Genomic DNA, 17157 nt, shown 5'->3' on the forward strand with positions numbered 1-17157 from the left:
GAAGGCCCGAGCCGGACAGATCGATCCCCGATGGGTGGACAAGCACATGAAGCTCCGGACGGACAGGTTGCTCTTGGTCGACAACCCCTCTACCAGGCCCCTCAGTGTCACGTCAGATGGTCTGCAGGTGCAGCTCGTTCAGCAACTGTTGCTTGCGTGAGTGAACTGGTGCGGACCGCAGGGTAGTTGTCACTGTCGGGGCGGGAGGCCGCTGCTCAGGGTGACCGCGCTGGCGGCGGCCCGGACTCGCGAAGATGCCGCAGTGGTGTTCCAGGCATTGCCCAAGGCTGTGGACGGCTGATGGGCGAAGTGGCTTGCGGGTGAGCGTGAGGCCGTCACCCCCGGCCGCGCGGACGGCGAGTCGCCTGCTTTGCGCCGGAGCCCAACCCCGACGAGCTGGTCGACGCCGGCCTCAGACGCAATCTGCTCGCACGCACCCCGGCCCGTGACCGGGCTCGACTCCCGTCCACGGCAGTCGCGCGTTGCCTGCCGATGCTTCGACGGCCCGCATGTCCGGTACATCCTTGGATCAACCCCTGTGCGTCAACGCCAAGCGCCCACTCGGATCGAACGCCCCCGCGGCGGACTTGAACCGGGGCGGATGGTGGTGCGTTGTGGTCTTCGAATTGACCAGTGGGCGGCGGCACAGGGTGCTGACACTGCTTCGGCGGCCTACTTCTCGAAACTCTAATGCGTGAGTCAGCCGAGAAAGGGATTTGCGTGTCGTTATTTCACTCCACGCCTGGTAGGTACATCGTTCTCACGGTTTCCGGCACTCCCGAAAGGCTGACGAGGTGTTGAATCGCCGCGATGAGCAGCGACTGCTCACAGCCCTTGGCAGGGCGGCCCATGTTGCCCGTGACGATGGACTGGTGACGGCTGTTGTGGAGGCGAGCCCCACGCTCACGCGCAGGGATTTCGTTTTCGACCACGTTGCCCTTCTTGTCTTCCCCGATGCCGTTGACGACGTCTCGACCTTTCTGCAGAAGCGCCAGGTCGAGGTGGCAGATCCGATCGAGAGCGTGGTGGTGCGGTCCAGGCTGGCCCAGCGGTACGGGGTGAACGAACAGAGCCTTGAGGTGACCATCCTGTATGGACGTCTGCCCGAGCCGGCTCAGGCCGGGGTCGAGGTCTTCATCCTCCCGAGCGGAAGTGCCGTGGCGGCACACAGCGACATGCCCGCCCGGGAGCGCGCGACCGAGGCGGAGAGGCACGAGGCTTGGCTGGTCGACGGTGCCAGCCTCGCCGAAGTGCGGCGTGTCTGCCTCGACCGGCTTGGGATGACCCCCGACGGCGGGGGGTTCAATCCCCACGAAGGGAAGTCGAGCGGTGGCCGGACGGTGCTCTACTTCCATCTGCCGACCCATCTCGCGGGCGAGCCACGGCGCCTGGAACTCAAGGCCGACGGTCACTGGCCGGACGTTCTCGCGGCACACAAGGCGGCTGGTGCGGGGGCCCAGGAGCCGTATCGCCAGTTGCTGGGACTCCTCGCAGGGCACTGGGCGGCCAGAGCCGTACACGTCGCGACCGAGCTGAACCTGAACGAGCATCTGCGGGACGGACCCCGCACCGTGGGCCAGCTCGCGCAACGCCTGAACTGCGACGAGAAGGCTGTCGCCCGGCTGCTGCGCTATCTGTCCGGGGCGGGCATCGTGCGCGAAGTCGGGGACTCCCGCTACCTCAACACGCCCGCAGGTGATCTCCTGTGCGCCGACAACCCCTTCGCCGACCTGGTCAAGATATACGGCGGCGAGTTCTACGACGCTTGGGGCGAGTTCCCCACAGCCTTGCGTACGGGCGGAACCGCTTTCCGTCACCGGTTCGGGGCAGAGCACTTCGACCACTTCGCAGCTCACTCCGACAGTGCTCAGGTGTTCGACCGCGCCATGCAGTCGATCACCAGCGTGATAGCAGTGGATCTGGCCAAGACGTACGACTTCGCGCCCGGGTCCCGCATCGTCGACATAGGCGGGGGCAACGGCACGCTGCTGCGAACGCTCCTGCGTAGTCACGAGACCGTGCACGGCACCGTATTCGACCGTGAACATGTTGTCGGGAAGACCCCGGCTGATCCGGAACTCGGCGACCGGCTGCAGCACGTACCCGGCGACTTCTTCGCCGAGGTGCCTTCTGGCGCGGACGTCTACGTGCTGTCGCGTGTGCTGCACGACTGGAACGACGACGACTGCGTGCGAATCCTGAGTTCCTGCCGTCGGGCGTGTGGGCCCGACGCGACGCTGCTTGTTCTCGAACGTCTGCTGCCGGATGAGTGGTCGACTCCGGGCAGCGGAGAACTGGCCGCTCTGTGGGACCTGCAGATGCTCGCGATCACCGGCGGCCAGGAGCGGGACCTCGAGCACTACGAAAGGCTTCTGCGAACGGCCGGGTTCCGTCTGGCCGAGCTCCGGACGCTGGGCGTGGACATGAACCTGATCGTGGCCGAATCGGCATGAGAACGGGATTCACGGCCTTGCTCCGCGCTGCTCCCGCCCCGGCCTTCCTGTCACACGGTTCCGCACGGTCACATCTGGGAGGCACACGGTGCCCTTGACAGCATCCGACTACCATCTCCTGCCCGACACCGCGCTGTTGGGGCAGACATTCCCGAATCTGCTGCGGACAGCAGTGCAAGCGGACCCGGAAGCCGTGGCGTTCAGGGACGGACAGCAGGACTGGACCTGGCGGCAGTGGGGGGAGTCCGCCGAGGCCCTGGCACGAGGTCTTCAGGAGCGTGGACTGGAGCCACACGACGTCGTGGTCGCGCAGGTGCCCAACAGCTGGGAATTCCTCGTGCTGCACGCCGCGGTGGCCCTCGCCGGAGGCGTGCTCCTGCCGGTGCACGCGGGTAACAGCTCTCAAGACCTGATAGGTCTCGCCGTGCGGGCCAAACCGCGTGTCGTGGTTCTCCCGGCCGGGCGTGTCGCTCCCGGTCTGTCGGAGCTGGGTGCTGATCTCCTGATCGCCGGCGACGAAGGCGTCGGCCACACTCCACATCCCACCGTGCGCGAGATCGTCCGGGAGTTCACCGGCACCCGGCCGCACCCGGTACGAGTGCGCCCCCATGACCCGTTCATGCTGATTCCCTCCTCCGCGACGACCTCCGCCCGCCCGAAGATCTCCATGCACAGCCACGACGGGCTCCTCTCCAACGCCGCTGCGGTCGTCACCGGCGGAGGATTCCGACCTGATGACGTCCTCGTCAGCGCGAGCGCGTTCACTCACCTTTTCGGACTGCTCTCACTGCACACCTCTCTGTTCGCCAGGACCACGCAGCTCCTGATCCCGGGCTGGGACACCGACCGGTTCGTCGACGCCGCAGGCACGGTCGACCGCCCGATCGTCCTCTTCGCCGTACCGACCCAGCTCCATGATCTCCTCGGCCGTATGCGCACCCGCGACCGCTCCGTCCGGCTGCGCGAGGTACGCACCGGCGGTTCTCATGTGCCCGCCTCGCTCGTGGCGGGTCTGCGCGAGGACTTCGGCGCCTCGGTGGTCGTGCAGTGGGGGATGTCCGAGCTGGGCGCCGGAATGTTCACCAGTGCCGACGACCCCGCTGAGGTGGCTACGGCCAGTATCGGCCGCCCGATACCCGGCGCCCGGGTCCGGATCATGCGTGACGGGGCGGAGAGCCCACCCGAGGAGGTGGGGGAGCTCTGGGTGAGCAGCCCTTATGCCTTCCGGGGTTATCTCGACGATGCGGACCTGACCGCGCAGGCGCTCCCGGACGGACGCTGGTTGCGCACGGGTGACCTCGCCAGCATGACTCGCGATGGTCTCGTCGCCTTCCACGGGCGCACGGCAGAGCTGATCGACGTCGGAGGACAGAAGTTCAGTGCCTCGGAGGTCGAGTCACTGCTCGCGGACCTCCCCGGTGCCGGCCCGCTCGCGGTACTCGGGAGGTCCGACCCGCGGCTCGGCGAGTACCCCTGCCTCGCCGTCACCCAGGGTTCGCCGGTCAGTCTCCACGAGGTGAGCGCCCACTTGCGGGCAAAGGGCCTGGCACCGTACAAGACCCCGGTCGAGCTGGTCGAAGTCCCCGAGATCCCCTATACCGCGTCCGGGAAGATCGCCCGGCACCGGCTACGGGACGCGGTGGCCGACCGCGTCGGCGTGCCCGTCGGGCCCGAAGAGCGGTCGCTTGGCCTCGACCAGAAGCCCGATGCGTCCACCGAAGCGCTGCTGGACATGGTGGTCGCACACACCCGTACGGTGCTCAAGGAATTGAGCGGCGACACCACACCGGCGGACATAGGCTCGCAGGAGACATTCCGAGGCCACGGCCTGAATTCTCTGGGCGCCGTTCGGTTGGCACACTCCCTGAGGGACGCGACCGGCCTGCCACTGGCCAGCAACCTGCTCTTCGACCACCCCACCCCCGGTGATCTCGCCGGTCACCTCGCCGAGCTGCTTCGACCCACGACCGACGCTCGGGCCACTGTTCGTCAACTCGCCGCACGGGCGTCCGCGCGGCAGCCGTTCGACTCCGATACGGACGATCCCCTGGTGATCGTCGGCATGAGCTGCCGGCTGCCCGGCGGCATAGACGGCCCTGACGACCTGTGGAAGCTGCTGTCGGAGGAGCGTGACGCCGTCGGCCGCGTCCCCGCACAGCGCGGCTGGGACCCACACCTCTCCACCCGACTCCCGTTGCTGGGGGGCTACCTCGACGACATCGCAGGGTTCGACGCGGAGTTCTTCGGTATCCGGCCGGCCGAGGCCGACTCCATGGATCCCCAGCAGAGGCTCGTGCTCGAAGCGGCCTGGCATGCCCTGGAAGACGCAGGAATCGACCCGGCATCGCTGCGAGGCAGCGACACCGGCGTTTTCGTCGGCATGTTCGATTCCGACTACGCTCCGCGCGTCACCGAAGCCGCGGACTGCTACGACGGCAGTCTGCTGATCGGCAACGCCGCCAGCGTCGCCTCAGGACGAGTCGCCTACGTTCTGGGACTTCACGGACCGGCCATCACGGTCGACACCGCGTGCTCGTCTTCTCTCGTCGCCCTGCATCAGGCAGTGAACGCGATCCGTGCGGGGGAGTGCGACCGTGCCATCGTCGCCGGCGCGACGGTCATGTCCACCCCGGCGACCTTCATCGACTTCAGCCGGCACGATCTCATCGCCTCGGACGGCCGCTGCAAGGCCTTCGCCTCCGAGGCCGACGGGGTCGGCTGGGCGGAAGGGGTCGCCGCGCTCGTGGTGGAACCGCTGTCAGCCGCCCGTCGTGACGGGCACCGGGTGCTCGCCGTGCTCCGTGGGTCGGCGATCAATTCCGACGGCACCAGCAACGGGCTGAGCGCCCCGAACGGCACCGCCCAGCGTGCCGTCATCAGGAAAGCCCTCGCCAACGCGGGTCTCACCGTCGACGATGTCCAGGCCGTCGAGGCCCACGGCACCGGCACACCACTCGGCGACCTCGTCGAAGCTCAGGCGCTGCTCGATGTCTACGGGGCACGACGTACTCCGGGTGTCTGGGTCGGCTCCGTGAAGTCCAACCTCGGCCACACCCAGGCCGCGTCAGGTCTGGTGGGCGTCATCAAGATGGTGCTCGCCATCCAGCACCGCATGTTGCCCAAGTCCTTGCACGGCCACCCGCCCAACAAGCAGGTCGACTGGTCGGACGCGTCCGTCCGCGTCCTCGACCGCGCCGTTCCGTGGCCCGCCGGAACGCGGCGCGCCGGTATCTCGTCCTTCGGAATCAGCGGCACGAATGTCCACGTGATCATCGAGGAGCCGCCGCACAGGAGTTCGACGCGGCTTCCCGCGACCATCCCGGCCCCTTGGATTCTCTCCGCAGCATCGCCGGACGCCCTACAAGCCTGGGCCGCCCGCATGCACGCGATGGGGAAGGCCGACGGCGAGCGATCGCATCCCGAGGACGTCGCGCGCACTCTCGTGCGGGGCCGGTCCTCACTCGGGATCCGTGCGGTCGCACTGCCCGACGATCACGGTGACCACGCACCGGCCCTCGCCGCTCTCGCGACGGGTGAGTACCACGACGACGCCGTCACCGGCCGCCGTCACGAAGGCCGTACGGCCTTCGTGTTCGCCGGGCACGGCCAGCAATGGCAAGGGATGGCCTCTGATCTTCTCCGCAACTCCACCCCGTTCGCGGAAGCCTTCGAGAAGTGCGACCTCGCACTGCGGCCACATCTCGGCTGGTCGGTCAGCGAGATGGCGCTCGGCATGATCGCCGCCCCGCCCGCCGATCGCGCCGATGTCGTGCAGAGCATGCTGTTCGCGACAATGACCGCCCTCGCAGCGCAGTGGCGTTCGTCGGGTGTCACACCGGACGCCGTCACCGGCCACAGCGTGGGCGAGATCGTCGCCGCCCACGTGGCCGGAGCGCTGAGTCTGGAGGACGCGGCCGAGATCATCGCGGCCCGCGGCCACGTGGCCCGGGAACTGGACGGCAAGGGAACCATGGCGGCGGTCAGGATGTCGCCGGAGGAGATGCACGAATTTCTCCGGACCACGGGGAGCGGCCTCTCCCTCGCGGCTGTCAACGGTCCTCGCTCCGTCGTCATCAGCGGTGACACAGCGGACCTGAGCCGTGCCGTGGAGAAGCTGCGGTCCAAGGGAGTGACCGTCCACTCGGTCGCGATCGGCTGGGCCAGTCACAGCACCCAAGTGGAGCCGCTGCTCCCCCTGGTGCGCGACCAACTGGCCGACCTCGCACCGGGACCTGGCACCATGCCGCTCGTCTCCACCGTGACCGGGGACGAGATGGACACCCGCTCGCTCACTGCCGAGCACTGGTGCCGCAACATCCGCGGTCAGGTGAAACTGCGTCAGGCGATCGCGAAGTTGGGTGATCTGGGGTGTCGGCGGTTCATCGAGGTCAGCACGCACCCCGTACTCGCCGGAGCCATAGAACAGTCGGCGCCCGAAGGTTCCGTCGTCACGGGCACCCTGCGACGTGGGGACGGAGGCGGGCGAAGATTCCAACGGTCGCTTGCGCGGGCCTACGTGCACGGTACCGATGTCGACTGGGACTCTCTGCTGCCGCCGTCCGCGGGAGAGGCTGTCAGCCTGCCGCCGTATCCCTTCCGACGCCGCCCGCACTGGCTTCGGGGGCTTCCCGGAGCCGTACCTGTCACGCCTCGCGAGACCACTGCGCAGGCGGTCGAGCCACCCGCTACCCGAGTGGACATGGTCGCCCTCCTACGGCTGCAGGTATCGGCCGTTCTGGGCAAGCCGCCGGCCTCGATCGACGTCGACAGATCTTTCGTCGATCTGGGGCTGCAGTCCCTCGCCGCCGCGGAACTGCGCAACCGGATCGTCACGGCGACCGGGATGCCGCTGCCGGTGAGCCTGGTGTTCGATCACCCCACGGTGCGGTCGCTGGCGGAATCCCTCCTCAGCCGTACTGACGCCGACACGGTCGACTTCGAGGCCGAAGCCCGACTCGCCGACGACATCGTGCCGGCGCAGGACACCCGGCCTCCCGGCGACCCCCGGCAGGTTCTCCTCACCGGCGCGACCGGCTTCCTGGGGGCTTTCCTCCTTCGCGATCTCGTCAGGCAGACGAACGCAGTCGTGCACTGCCTGGTGCGCGGTGCCGACGACGAGAGCTGCCGAGCGCGGCTTCGGGAGAACCTGGCCTGCTACGGGATCGACGTGGACCCGGAACGGGTCAAGGTCCTCCGCGGAGATCTTTCCCAGCCCCGGCTGGGTCTCACCCCCGAGGCATTCGACCTGCTCGCGTCCGACATGGACTGCGTCTACCACGCGGGCAGTACTGTCAACTGGTTGCAGCCGTACCGAAACCTGGCGCCGGCCAACGTGTCGGGAACGGAGGAGATCCTCCGACTGGCCGCACGGCATCGCAGTGTGCCGGTCCACTACATCTCCACGGTCGGCGTGTTCGAGAAGGCGTCCCCCGCCGCCCTGCGGCCCGAAGACCTCACGGGCCCCCCGGAAAACCTGTCCAGCGGCTACCGCCAGAGCAAATGGGTGGCCGAAGCCATGATTGACACCGCCCGTTCCCGAGGACTGCCGGTCACGGTCTACCGAGTGGACACAGTATGCGGCGACCGGGTCAAAGGCGCGTGCCAGACACGGGACTTCGTATGGTTGGCGACCAAAGGAATCGCGCAGGCCGGCGCGGTCCCGCGGGAACTCGGCGGAGCCTTCCACATGGTTCCGGTCGACTACGTCAGCCAGGTCGTCACCGCCCTGTCCCTGAGTTCGGCGGGCGGTACGTTCCACTTGCACAACCAAACCTCCGTGTCGTTCGCGGAGATCGTGCGCAGCATGCGGGACTCCGGCCACGAGCTGGACGTGCTGGACACCCCCGAGTGGATCAGGCGCGTACAGGCGGACCGGGACAACGCGCTCAACCCTCTACTGGACGACTTCGAGGCAATTGTCTTCGGGGGTCGGGCGTTTCCTCGTCTCGACACCACTTCCACGAACGTCGCGAGCGGGATCGACTGCCCCGTCATCACCCCGGATCTCCTGAAGAGGCATCTCGCCTTCTTCGAGGAAACAGGCTTCCTTCCCAACCCCCGCAAAAAGTTGACCTGACAGGTCAGAGAAAGGACCACCATGCTGGACGCACAGGCCTATGGAGCAGTCTCCCCCACCGCGCCACTGACCACGATGACCGTCAAGCGCCGGGATCTGAAGCCCCACGACGTACTGGTGGAGATCCGATACACCGGCATCTGCCACTCCGACATCCACTACACCCGTAGTGAGTGGGGACCGGCGAGCTACCCTGCGGTACCCGGCCACGAAATCACCGGAGTCGTCGCGGAGATCGGGTCCGCGGTCACTCGTCACGCCGTAGGAGACCGAGTTGCCGTCGGCTGTCTGGTCGACTCCTGCCGGGAATGCGCCTACTGCCGCGCCGGTGAGGAGAACCACTGTGTCAAGGACGGGGGGACCCTCACCTTCGGATCCGTTGACGCCGACGGCGAGGTGACCCAAGGCGGATATTCCACTCATATCGTGGTGACCGAGGATTTCGTCCTCCGGCTGCCCGATGGGCTGGATCTCGCCGCCAGTGCTCCACTCCTGTGCTCCGGTGTCACCGCCTACTCCGTCTTGCGGCGGCAAGACGTCGGCCAGAACTCCCGCATCGGCGTGGTCGGACTCGGTGGACTCGGCCATGTCACGGTGAAACTCGCCCACGCGATGGGCGCGGAGGTCACTGTTCTGTCGCACTCACCCGCCAAGCGAGAGGACGCTCTCGCTCTCGGGGCCGACCACTACCACGCCACCAGTGATCCGGCGGTGTTCGAACAACTCGCCGGTAGTTTCCCCCTGCTCATCATCACCGCCAGCGCCCCACTCGACCTCGACGCCTACCTTGGCCTGGTGGCGACCCATGGCACCTTGGTCAACCTCGGCGCGCCGGCTCAGCCGTTGCAGATGTACGCCTTCTCCCTGCTGAAGCGGGACGTGTCGATCGGAGCCTCCCTCATCGGGGGGTTGCGGCAGACTCAGGAGATGCTGGACTTCTGCGCGGAGCGCGGCATCGCGTCCGAGGTCGAGATCGTAGCCGCCGAGAGGATCAACGAGGCATACGAGCGCATGCTCGCGTCCGACGTGCGCTACCGGTTCGTCATCGACGCGACCACCATGGTCCGACCTTGAGGGCATGAGGTGTGCCAATTCAGTGCTCTGTCCCGTAATCGGTGGTAGCACCCCATGGCGGCCGCCGGAGCGGGACGCGGTGGCGGGGGAGGACGAACCTGAGGCCTCCCCGTGATCGTGGACACCTGGGATCTTGGGATTCCGGAGGAAGCAGCGCCAGGTGGGATGCGAGTACACGAAGCGGTACACCGAGGAGTTGAAGCGGGACGCGATCGCGCTCGTCGATTCCTCGGGCCGAACGCTCACTTCAGTCGCCAGGGAACTCGGCATCAGGTCAGAGTCCCTGCGCGGCTGGTACCGCCGGGCGAAGGCGGACCGGGGTGAGGGGGCGGGTCCGGTGAGCTGACCAGCGCCGAGCGCGAGGAGTTCAAGCGGCTGGACAAGGAGGTCCGCGAACTTCAGCAGGGATCGAGGTCCTGATAACAGCGACAGCCTTCTTCGTGGAGGAACACGACCGGTGAATGAGCTGTACCGGTTGATGCATGCGGAGAAGGCGACCTATCCGATCGTCCTGCTGCGCCGGGTACTGAAGGTCGCGTGCTCCTCCCGCTTCGCCTGGCAAGAGGGCGAGGCGGCCCGCCGTGCCCGGCAGGCCGCCGAGGACGCGCCCGCAGGATTCTGCTACACCGCGTGGTCGGCTCGATGGCCGACCGGAACCGGTGCTGTGATCTCCGCTGCTTTACCAGTGATTCCGGTGAGATGCTATCCGCCGGAGGGAGGATCTGAGCGGCTTCGGCCAGGTTGAACCGCCTGTTGTGTAGATCCGTTATCGGTCCCGAGGGGCCTGCGTTGAGGCCTCCACTTCCGAAAAAGAAAAAACGAAGGGAGTCTCGGATGCCTCGGACTGAGGGTACGGAAACGGGAGAGGGAGAGGGAGAGGGAGAGGGAGATGAGTTCTCTCAGGGAGAGTACGTCCAGGCTCTCCGTACATGGTGCAGGGAAAGCCCATGGATCAGCTTCCCTGAGCCTGGGGATACCGCGCCGGTCGGCGGGAGAGACGTCCCGATCGGTGATCTGCTGAACTGCCTGCAGGATGGCCGTACGGTGCCATCGGAGTGGGTGACGCAGGACATGCGGAACACGTTCGACTACCACGGGGTGTCATTGTATGACGTGCGAGACGCCAACGGTGTCCAGTACGTCGCCATGACCCTGGATTCTGAGTTGCGTTCCGTCAACTGGGAACGGCTGTTCATCCGAAATCTTGATTCCCATTTCCAGGATTATCCCGGCATATATCCCGACCCACTCGGCACCCGTGCCGGCGCCAGGCTGGAGCAGTTGGCACGCATGGGGCTGAGCCGTTCGGTCTGGAATCAAATGCCGGCCCTGCGTCAGGCGTTTGAGCGTCATGGGATAGCGACGATCGAGGGGGACACACACGTGATGGTGGACCCGGGTGCGTACCAGCCGCAGGCGCGGCCTCAGTTCGACCCGAGGCAGGTGACCGCTGCTGTGACCGCGAGCCAGCAGTACCTCGGGCGTGGGACAGGTGAGTCATCGTCCCGTTCCTCCGGAGGCGCTGGGTCCTCCTCTCGACGTGCGACGCGGGACCGCCCGCGCGGAAGTCGGCGTTCAGGCCGCTGAGTGACCGTTCCGGCGAGGTGAACCGCGGCCGGAACCGAACGTGGGCTGAGCTCGACACCGTTGCGTTACGCCGTGCGCGGCTATGAGGCCGTGGGTGAAGAACGCGACGGTGGTGTGGACGTTGTAGTTCTGGGCCTTCTGGGGATGTCCTCGGCCTGTGGATATTTTCTCTCGGCCGTTTCCCATGGCTCTTCCCCATGTCTTCGCCCTCACGTGGCGGGCGCGCGGCGACCCGTGTCGCGCGCCCGCCACCGGCCCGGCCGACGACCGGTCCGGTCACGACGCGGCGAGCGCTCCACTACCGTCGGAACGGCCGGGACGATCAGAGGAGTCGGAGGGGTCGGAAAGGCCGGAAGGAACAGCGAGGTCGGAGTCCGGGGTGAGGTACTGGCCCGAGAGATGGTCCGCCTCTCCGGCCGCGAGCCTCAGCAGGGTCCGCGCTGAGTGCTCGGCATCGGTGAAACGGCCCTCCCGGCGCTGGGCCATGAACCACTCGATACTGCGGTCGCGCCACACGTCGCCGGTGGGGTACGTGTCCATGCCGTCCTTGGTGAGCCCGAGTTCCAGCAGGCCCGGGTGGTAGCTCAGCATGGTGACGCCATGGGGACGCAGTTCGCGGGCGAGGTTCTCGGTGAGCTTGTTCACTGCCGCCTTGGAGACCGAGTAGGCGGACAAGTGTGGCCAGCGGTGTCGGCCGGCCTCGCTGGTGATATTGATGACGCGGCCCGCGCGGCGTGCGGTCATCACGGGGAGGACGGCATGACAGGTCCGTACCGTTCCCATGAGGTTGACGTCGACGGTGTCCTGCCACTCGTCCCGGTCCAGTTCCCAGAACGGTCCGATGGGGCCGGTCACCCCGGCGTTGTTGACCAGGACGTCGATTGTCCCGAAGCTGTCCACGGCCTCTTCGACGACCTTGGGCATCGCGGCGGGATCGGTGACGTCGGCCGGTACGGCCAGCACCCGGGTGTTCCGGACCTGGAGCAGTTCGGCCGTCTCCCTGAGCGCCCGGGGGTCACGGCCGGTCAGTACCAGCTGAGCACCCGCCTCCGCGAGCGTCGCCGCGAAAAGGCGGCCCAGGCCGCGTCCTCCGCCGGTGACGAGGACGGTACGGCCTTCCAGGAGCCGCGGCGAGATGGTCGGCCGGGGAGTGGGGGAAGCGGTGGCGGCGGTGGTGAGGGGGCTCATCGTCAACTCGTCCTTCTTCACGGGCTTCACGGGATCCTTCTTCATCCGGTTCACCTGGCCTTCGGGCCGAGGTGACGTGAAGGCCGGCACCGGTTCGCTGCGGCTCCCTCTGCACGATCGCCCCCGTGACCGGCCTCACTCGCCACATCAACGGGGCGGACGGTCGAGTGGTTCACGATCCACGGATGTGTCAACTCAAGCCACCTGGAATCACGCTGACGGATGGACCTGCCGTGGGGGTCGACGCCGCCGTGGGGTGTCGAGTTGAGCGTGTGTGACTGTCAACGCGTTGCTGGGCTTCCCAGCCCCGCCACTCGGGCCAACGGCGGCCGCGTTCCAGCATCATCTGCCGAGCGGCCTCGGCGAGCATCCAGCGGGCCCGGCCAGGGCCTGCGCCCGCTGCGCGACCCGAACGTGCATGAGGACGGCGACGAGGGCGGTGAGTGAGCTGCCCCGGGCTTATCGCCAGGTCTGGGTCGGTGGCGCGCTCATTGCTGCCGTCAGGAACGTGATCGCCAAGCGCCGGGCCTCCTCGCCTGCCATCTCCGTCGGACAGCCAGGGGAGGGCCGGTTGTAGACCTCGACGCGGTCCACGGCCGTCACGGCGAGGATCCCCCGCATCCGGAACCCCAGCTCCTCTGGGGCAAGACCGGGCACTGCGCGCGCGAAAGCCGCCAGGTAGCGCTCGCGGACCATGTCCTCGTCCGGGCCGGTCCAGCTGCGCGCCTCCTCGGCCGGGTCGCTGAGGATCGTCACGATCAGCCGGGATGTCCGGGCTCCGCTCTCATTGGCGGCGGGCATCTCGTCGAAGAACGGCCCTGCGAATGCTTCCACCAGTTCGGCGACCGACGGGTCCGGAGTCCGGGCGAGCAGTTCGTCGAGCCCGGCGTTCTGGGCGGCAGTGATGGGCTCGGTCACGCGGCGGGCGACCGCGGCCAAAAGTTCCGCCTTCGAGCCGAAGTGATAGCCGACGGCGGCCAGGTTCACTCCGGCGAGGTCGGTGATCGCGCGGACCGAGGTGCCGCTGTAGCCGTGCTCGGCGAAGAGGCGTTCGGCCGCGTCGAGGATCTTGGTCCGGGTATCGGGTAGCGCCATGTGCCGTACTATACAGACGTTCGATTGAAACGAACGTTTGACTCATATGCGGGAAAGGTTGTCCATGAAACTGCTCGTGTACGGTGCCGGGGTCTGCGGCAGCCTGTTCTCCGCCCACTTGCACGAGGCCGGGCTCGACGTCTCGCTCCTCGCCCGGGGCGAGCGTCTGGCATCCCTGCGCCGGTACGGCGTGCAGCTCGCCGAGGAAGACAGCCCTGTCAGGCGGGTACCAGTACCGGTGGTCGAGAACCCGGCTGGCGGGTACGACCTGACCGCCGTCCTCGTCCGCACCCATCAAGTCGACTCGGTGCTGGAGTCACTCGCCGGCCTTGAAGGCGACGTGCTGTTCCTGCACAACTGGGCGGCCGGCGCGGAGCCGCTGGGCGCGGCGATCGGCCACGAACGAGTATTGCTCGGCTTCCCCCCGGCACTGGCCGGCGGCACGATGGACGGGGACGTGGTCCGCTACCGCGCGACCACCTTCATGACCAGCCGGGTCCCGATGCCGATCGGCGAACCCGACGGCCGAACCACCCCGCGACTGGAACGGATCGTCCGGGGGTTCCGCACCGCCGGGATCAACGCCAAGGCCGAGCCGCGGATGGACGCCTGGCTCAAGACACACGCCGCGTTCGAGGCGCCACTCGGACAAGCGGTGCACGCGGCGGGCGGCCCGGTAGCGCTGGCCGACGATCCCGACGCCGTCCGCGGCATGCTTCACCTCATGCGGCAGAACCTGGCCGCCATGCCGGGGCCGCCGGTCCCCCGCGCGTTCGCAGCGCTGCGGACCCTGCCGGAAGGGTTGCTCGTGGCCCTGCTGCGGCGGTTCCTGCGCAGCCCGACGGCCGTATACAGCGGGCTCAGCGACGCTTCCCCCGCGACGGCGGCCGAACTCGGGCGGCTGGCCCAGCAGATGCGTGCCCATGCGAAGGTCCGGTAGGCCGGCGGCGGCAGTGGCTCCTCGGCCGCATCGCAGCCGGGTACGCAGCCGGGATCTCCCGCCGACCCATCTGCGCCCTCCGCCTCGATCGACGACTGGCGAAACGGCGAGCTCAAGCGAGTTCGTGAGCGATGGCGTCCAGGTCGGCCTGACTGAACGTGTGGAGGTCGGCGCCCTTGGGGAGGTACTGCAGAAGCAGCCGGTCGGTGTTCTCGCTGGTGCCGCGCTGCCATGGGCTCCGCGGTTTGCAGAGGTAGATCGGCGTCTTGGCCTCGATAGCGACGGCGTGGTGCTCGGCGGTCTCCCGGCCGCGGTCCCAGGTGAGCGTCCGCCGCGGATGGGGCGGGATGCCGAGGAGGCTCCTGGCGAGGCGCGGGGTGACCTGCTCGGCCTTGATGCCGTCCGGCGGCCGAGGGCCTGGCGCCCATCGCAAGGTCGCCCTCCCGATGACCGGGGACCTTCCGGTCCTCGACCTCGGCAGGGTGCGGAGGCGATGGACACCATGCCGCGAATGATGCCCCGCCCGGTGGGCCGACGGGCGATCTTCGGCGGCGCATGGGCCGGGCTGACCGCAGGCGCTGGGTGAGGCTGCGGTCGATTGCCTGACGGCGACGGCGACGGGGGCGTAGAGCGAGAGGCAGACCGCCCCGTGAGAGATCTGCATGGCGCAGTAACCAGGGAACTGGCGTCGCAGTCATTCTGCGATCTGATCGGGAGACCAGCACAGAGCCGGCTTCGCCTCCACCAAGGCGCGCAGAGCCGGTCGTTGGGCGAGCTTGGCCTGCTGGGGCCGGCGCCCGCGCGGGTAGGCGGCCTCATCGGCGGATGCGGCACGGTAGCGGTCCCGGCCTCCATGGCGGGGGATCTCGCGGGAGTCGGTCGAAGGCGATCGGCCCAGCCGCTCGGCCGCCACCTGGGCTTGGGGCGGCACACCGTCCAGCGGTATGCGCGCGCCGTCCGATGGCAGGACATGGTCACCGGACGCAGTTCCCGCACCAGCCCTACCTGCCGCGACGCATCGACGAGACCGACGGCGCGATCACCATCATCGCGTTACGCGAGGAACTCGCCCGCCGTGGTCATCCGGTGCCCTGCAGCGGCCCGAGGTATCCGCCCCGGCCGTCGTGGCGCCCTCGGTCCGGGCCGTCGGCGGCTGGATCACCCGGCACCCCGACACGCTCACCGAGGACGAGAACTGACAGCTCAAGGCGGTGCTTGACACCTGCCCGGAGCCGGAGCAAACCCATGAACTCGTGCGGAACAGGGCCGCTAAGTTGGCACTCCCTGGTTTCCTTTCGGGTATGGGGTGCTTCGTGGTCGGGTGATCAGGGCATCGGGGTGTGTACGGGCACGAGTGGGCTGTCTCGCGGTGGGAACGCGCGTGAGTTCTGGTCGCCGCGGGCATGTGCTGAACTGTCACCTGCGGGGTGCGTTCTGGGTGGTGTCGGGGGCTTTGCCTTTGCCTTGGTAAGTGGCGGGCGGTGGGGCTGTGTGTCCCGTGCCTGGCCCCCAGTCGTGTGCCGTGGTATTGCCGGCTGGTGGCAGGTACGCTGACGCGGTCATCCCGTAGGCGCCTGCCGGATTGGTTGCGGCACTACCCGGGAACAGGCCAGTGGTTGACGTCAGTGACACATATTCCAGTGACGCCGAGAGTGTCATGTCGACGGGGTTGGCGGTCGGTGCCAGGGGGTTGAACGGGCCGGGGGCCGGGGCGGAGGCGAGGACAGGGTTGGGGAGGGGGGCGGGAGCGTCCTGGGCGTCGATGTCGAGGTGGTCCCACTGTGCGGCCCAATCTTTCAGCCAGGCGGGATCGAGGTCGTTGAGCGTATCCGCTGCCGGTGGGGGGCCGGGTCGGATGGGGAGGGGGGCGGGAGCGTCCTGGGCGTCGATGTCGAGGTGGTCCCACTCTGCGGCCCAATCTTTCAGCCAGGCGGGATCGAGGTCATTGAGCGTATCCACTGCCCGTGGGGGGCCGGGTCGGGTGGGGAGGTCGGAGAGCAGGTCGGAGGATGCGCCGTCCCCGGACCGCATGGACGGGCTCTCGGGCGCGAGGTCAGCGCGTCGCGCGTCCAGGTAGGCGGCCTGCCACTTTTCGGCTGCCTTGTATTCCTCCTCGCTCACTCCCGACTTGGCGAGCGACATCCGAACGTACTTAGCCGTGAGGTCGAGTGAGGGATCAGCGAGGAACGAGGGAACCGGCGACTCCGCCGACGGTCCGGCGGACGGCTGCTTCATATCCAGCGTTACCACCCACGGTTTCTCGCCCCCCAGCCCGGCCGATTGCGGATGCAACGCAATCTTCAAACCCGTCGGCGGCACCACCGGCCAGTCCGTCTTCCACTGCTGATAGTCGTCATACACCCACCCGGCTCCGACCTCCAGCATCGGAGACCCCGCCTCCGCCTTCCGCCGGTGATACCGCGCCCTTTGCTTCGCCGCATCCTTGTCGCGCTCGGCCGACTTCTCCCTCCGCATCCGGTACTTGTCCCTCTCCTTGGCGAGGTGGTCCGGGCCATCCCGCTTCTGCCTCTCCCTCTGCACCGCCTCCTGCGTGCGGAAGTCTGCGTTCTCCCTCTTCTTCTGCATCCGGACCCGGTCCCGGTCCCGCTTCCGCGCCTTTGACTCTTCGCTCCTCGGCATAAGGTTTGTGTCCAATCGATCCGGCGACGAGCCATGACGCCACTGTCAACGGCTTGTGCCGTCATTTGGTTCACAGCAGCCAGCGTTGCCAGGTTGAGCGGGAG

The 17157-nt window shown here is 67.8% G+C and carries 9 protein-coding genes; 5 read left to right on the forward strand and 4 right to left on the reverse strand.

What is annotated here, in order from left to right:
• Positions 1 to 872 precede the first annotated feature (872 nt).
• The 4 genes from AB0D85_RS49860 (at position 873) to AB0D85_RS49875 (ending at position 9949) form a co-directional block, all read left to right on the forward strand.
• On the forward strand, positions 873 to 2453 hold the full coding sequence (locus AB0D85_RS49860) for a methyltransferase (RefSeq protein WP_362337513.1): 1581 nt from the start codon (positions 873 to 875) through the stop codon (positions 2451 to 2453).
• A gap of 88 nt (positions 2454 to 2541) precedes the next feature.
• The gene (locus AB0D85_RS49865; RefSeq protein WP_362337516.1) at positions 2542 to 8529 is read left to right on the forward strand and encodes a thioester reductase domain-containing protein; all 5988 of its coding nucleotides are present in this window, start codon (positions 2542 to 2544) and stop codon (positions 8527 to 8529) included.
• 21 nt (positions 8530 to 8550) lie between these two features.
• Complete coding sequence (locus tag AB0D85_RS49870; RefSeq protein WP_362337519.1) at positions 8551 to 9603, forward strand: NAD(P)-dependent alcohol dehydrogenase; 1053 nt, start codon at positions 8551 to 8553, stop codon at positions 9601 to 9603.
• 160 nt (positions 9604 to 9763) lie between these two features.
• Positions 9764 to 9949 (forward strand): transposase, encoded by a 186-nt coding sequence (locus AB0D85_RS49875; protein WP_362337522.1) that lies wholly within the window; start codon positions 9764 to 9766, stop codon positions 9947 to 9949.
• 1517 nt (positions 9950 to 11466) lie between these two features.
• Here AB0D85_RS49875 and AB0D85_RS49880 read toward each other — a convergent pair.
• Positions 11467 to 12423, reverse strand: coding sequence for an SDR family oxidoreductase (locus AB0D85_RS49880; protein ID WP_362337525.1), 957 nt, complete (start codon positions 12421 to 12423; stop codon positions 11467 to 11469).
• A 414-nt stretch (positions 12424 to 12837) separates the two neighbouring features.
• On the reverse strand, positions 12838 to 13473 hold the full coding sequence (locus AB0D85_RS49885) for a TetR family transcriptional regulator (RefSeq protein WP_362337528.1): 636 nt from the start codon (positions 13471 to 13473) through the stop codon (positions 12838 to 12840).
• A 64-nt stretch (positions 13474 to 13537) separates the two neighbouring features.
• Between AB0D85_RS49885 and AB0D85_RS49890 the strand changes: the two genes are divergently transcribed.
• Positions 13538 to 14413, forward strand: a complete 876-nt coding sequence (locus AB0D85_RS49890; RefSeq protein ID WP_362337531.1) for a 2-dehydropantoate 2-reductase N-terminal domain-containing protein — start codon at positions 13538 to 13540, stop codon at positions 14411 to 14413.
• A 112-nt stretch (positions 14414 to 14525) separates the two neighbouring features.
• Here the strand turns inward: AB0D85_RS49890 and AB0D85_RS49895 are convergent, their stop codons facing one another.
• Both AB0D85_RS49895 and AB0D85_RS49900 read right to left on the reverse strand, forming a co-directional pair.
• Positions 14526 to 14846, reverse strand: coding sequence for an IS30 family transposase (locus AB0D85_RS49895; RefSeq protein WP_362337534.1), 321 nt, complete (start codon positions 14844 to 14846; stop codon positions 14526 to 14528).
• 983 nt (positions 14847 to 15829) lie between these two features.
• Positions 15830 to 16999, reverse strand: a complete 1170-nt coding sequence (locus AB0D85_RS49900; protein WP_362337537.1) for a hypothetical protein — start codon at positions 16997 to 16999, stop codon at positions 15830 to 15832.
• Positions 17000 to 17157 lie beyond the last annotated feature (158 nt).

It is taken from the genome of Streptomyces sp. NPDC048277 (assembly GCF_040652235.1).
In the GTDB taxonomy this organism is placed as follows: Bacteria; Actinomycetota; Actinomycetes; order Streptomycetales; family Streptomycetaceae; genus Streptomyces.

Excerpts from the sequence above, each read along its gene's own strand:
- AB0D85_RS49890 (WP_362337531.1), top strand. The coding sequence starts at position 13,538 with ATGAAACTGCTCGTGTACGGTGCCGGGGTCTGCGGCAGCCTGTTCTCC.
- AB0D85_RS49900 (WP_362337537.1), bottom strand. The coding sequence starts at position 16,999 with ATGCAGAAGAAGAGGGAGAACGCAGACTTCCGCACGCAGGAGGCGGTG.
- AB0D85_RS49870 (WP_362337519.1), top strand. The coding sequence starts at position 8,551 with ATGCTGGACGCACAGGCCTATGGAGCAGTCTCCCCCACCGCGCCACTG.
- AB0D85_RS49885 (WP_362337528.1), bottom strand. The coding sequence starts at position 13,473 with ATGGCGCTACCCGATACCCGGACCAAGATCCTCGACGCGGCCGAACGC.
- AB0D85_RS49880 (WP_362337525.1), bottom strand. The coding sequence starts at position 12,423 with ATGAAGAAGGATCCCGTGAAGCCCGTGAAGAAGGACGAGTTGACGATG.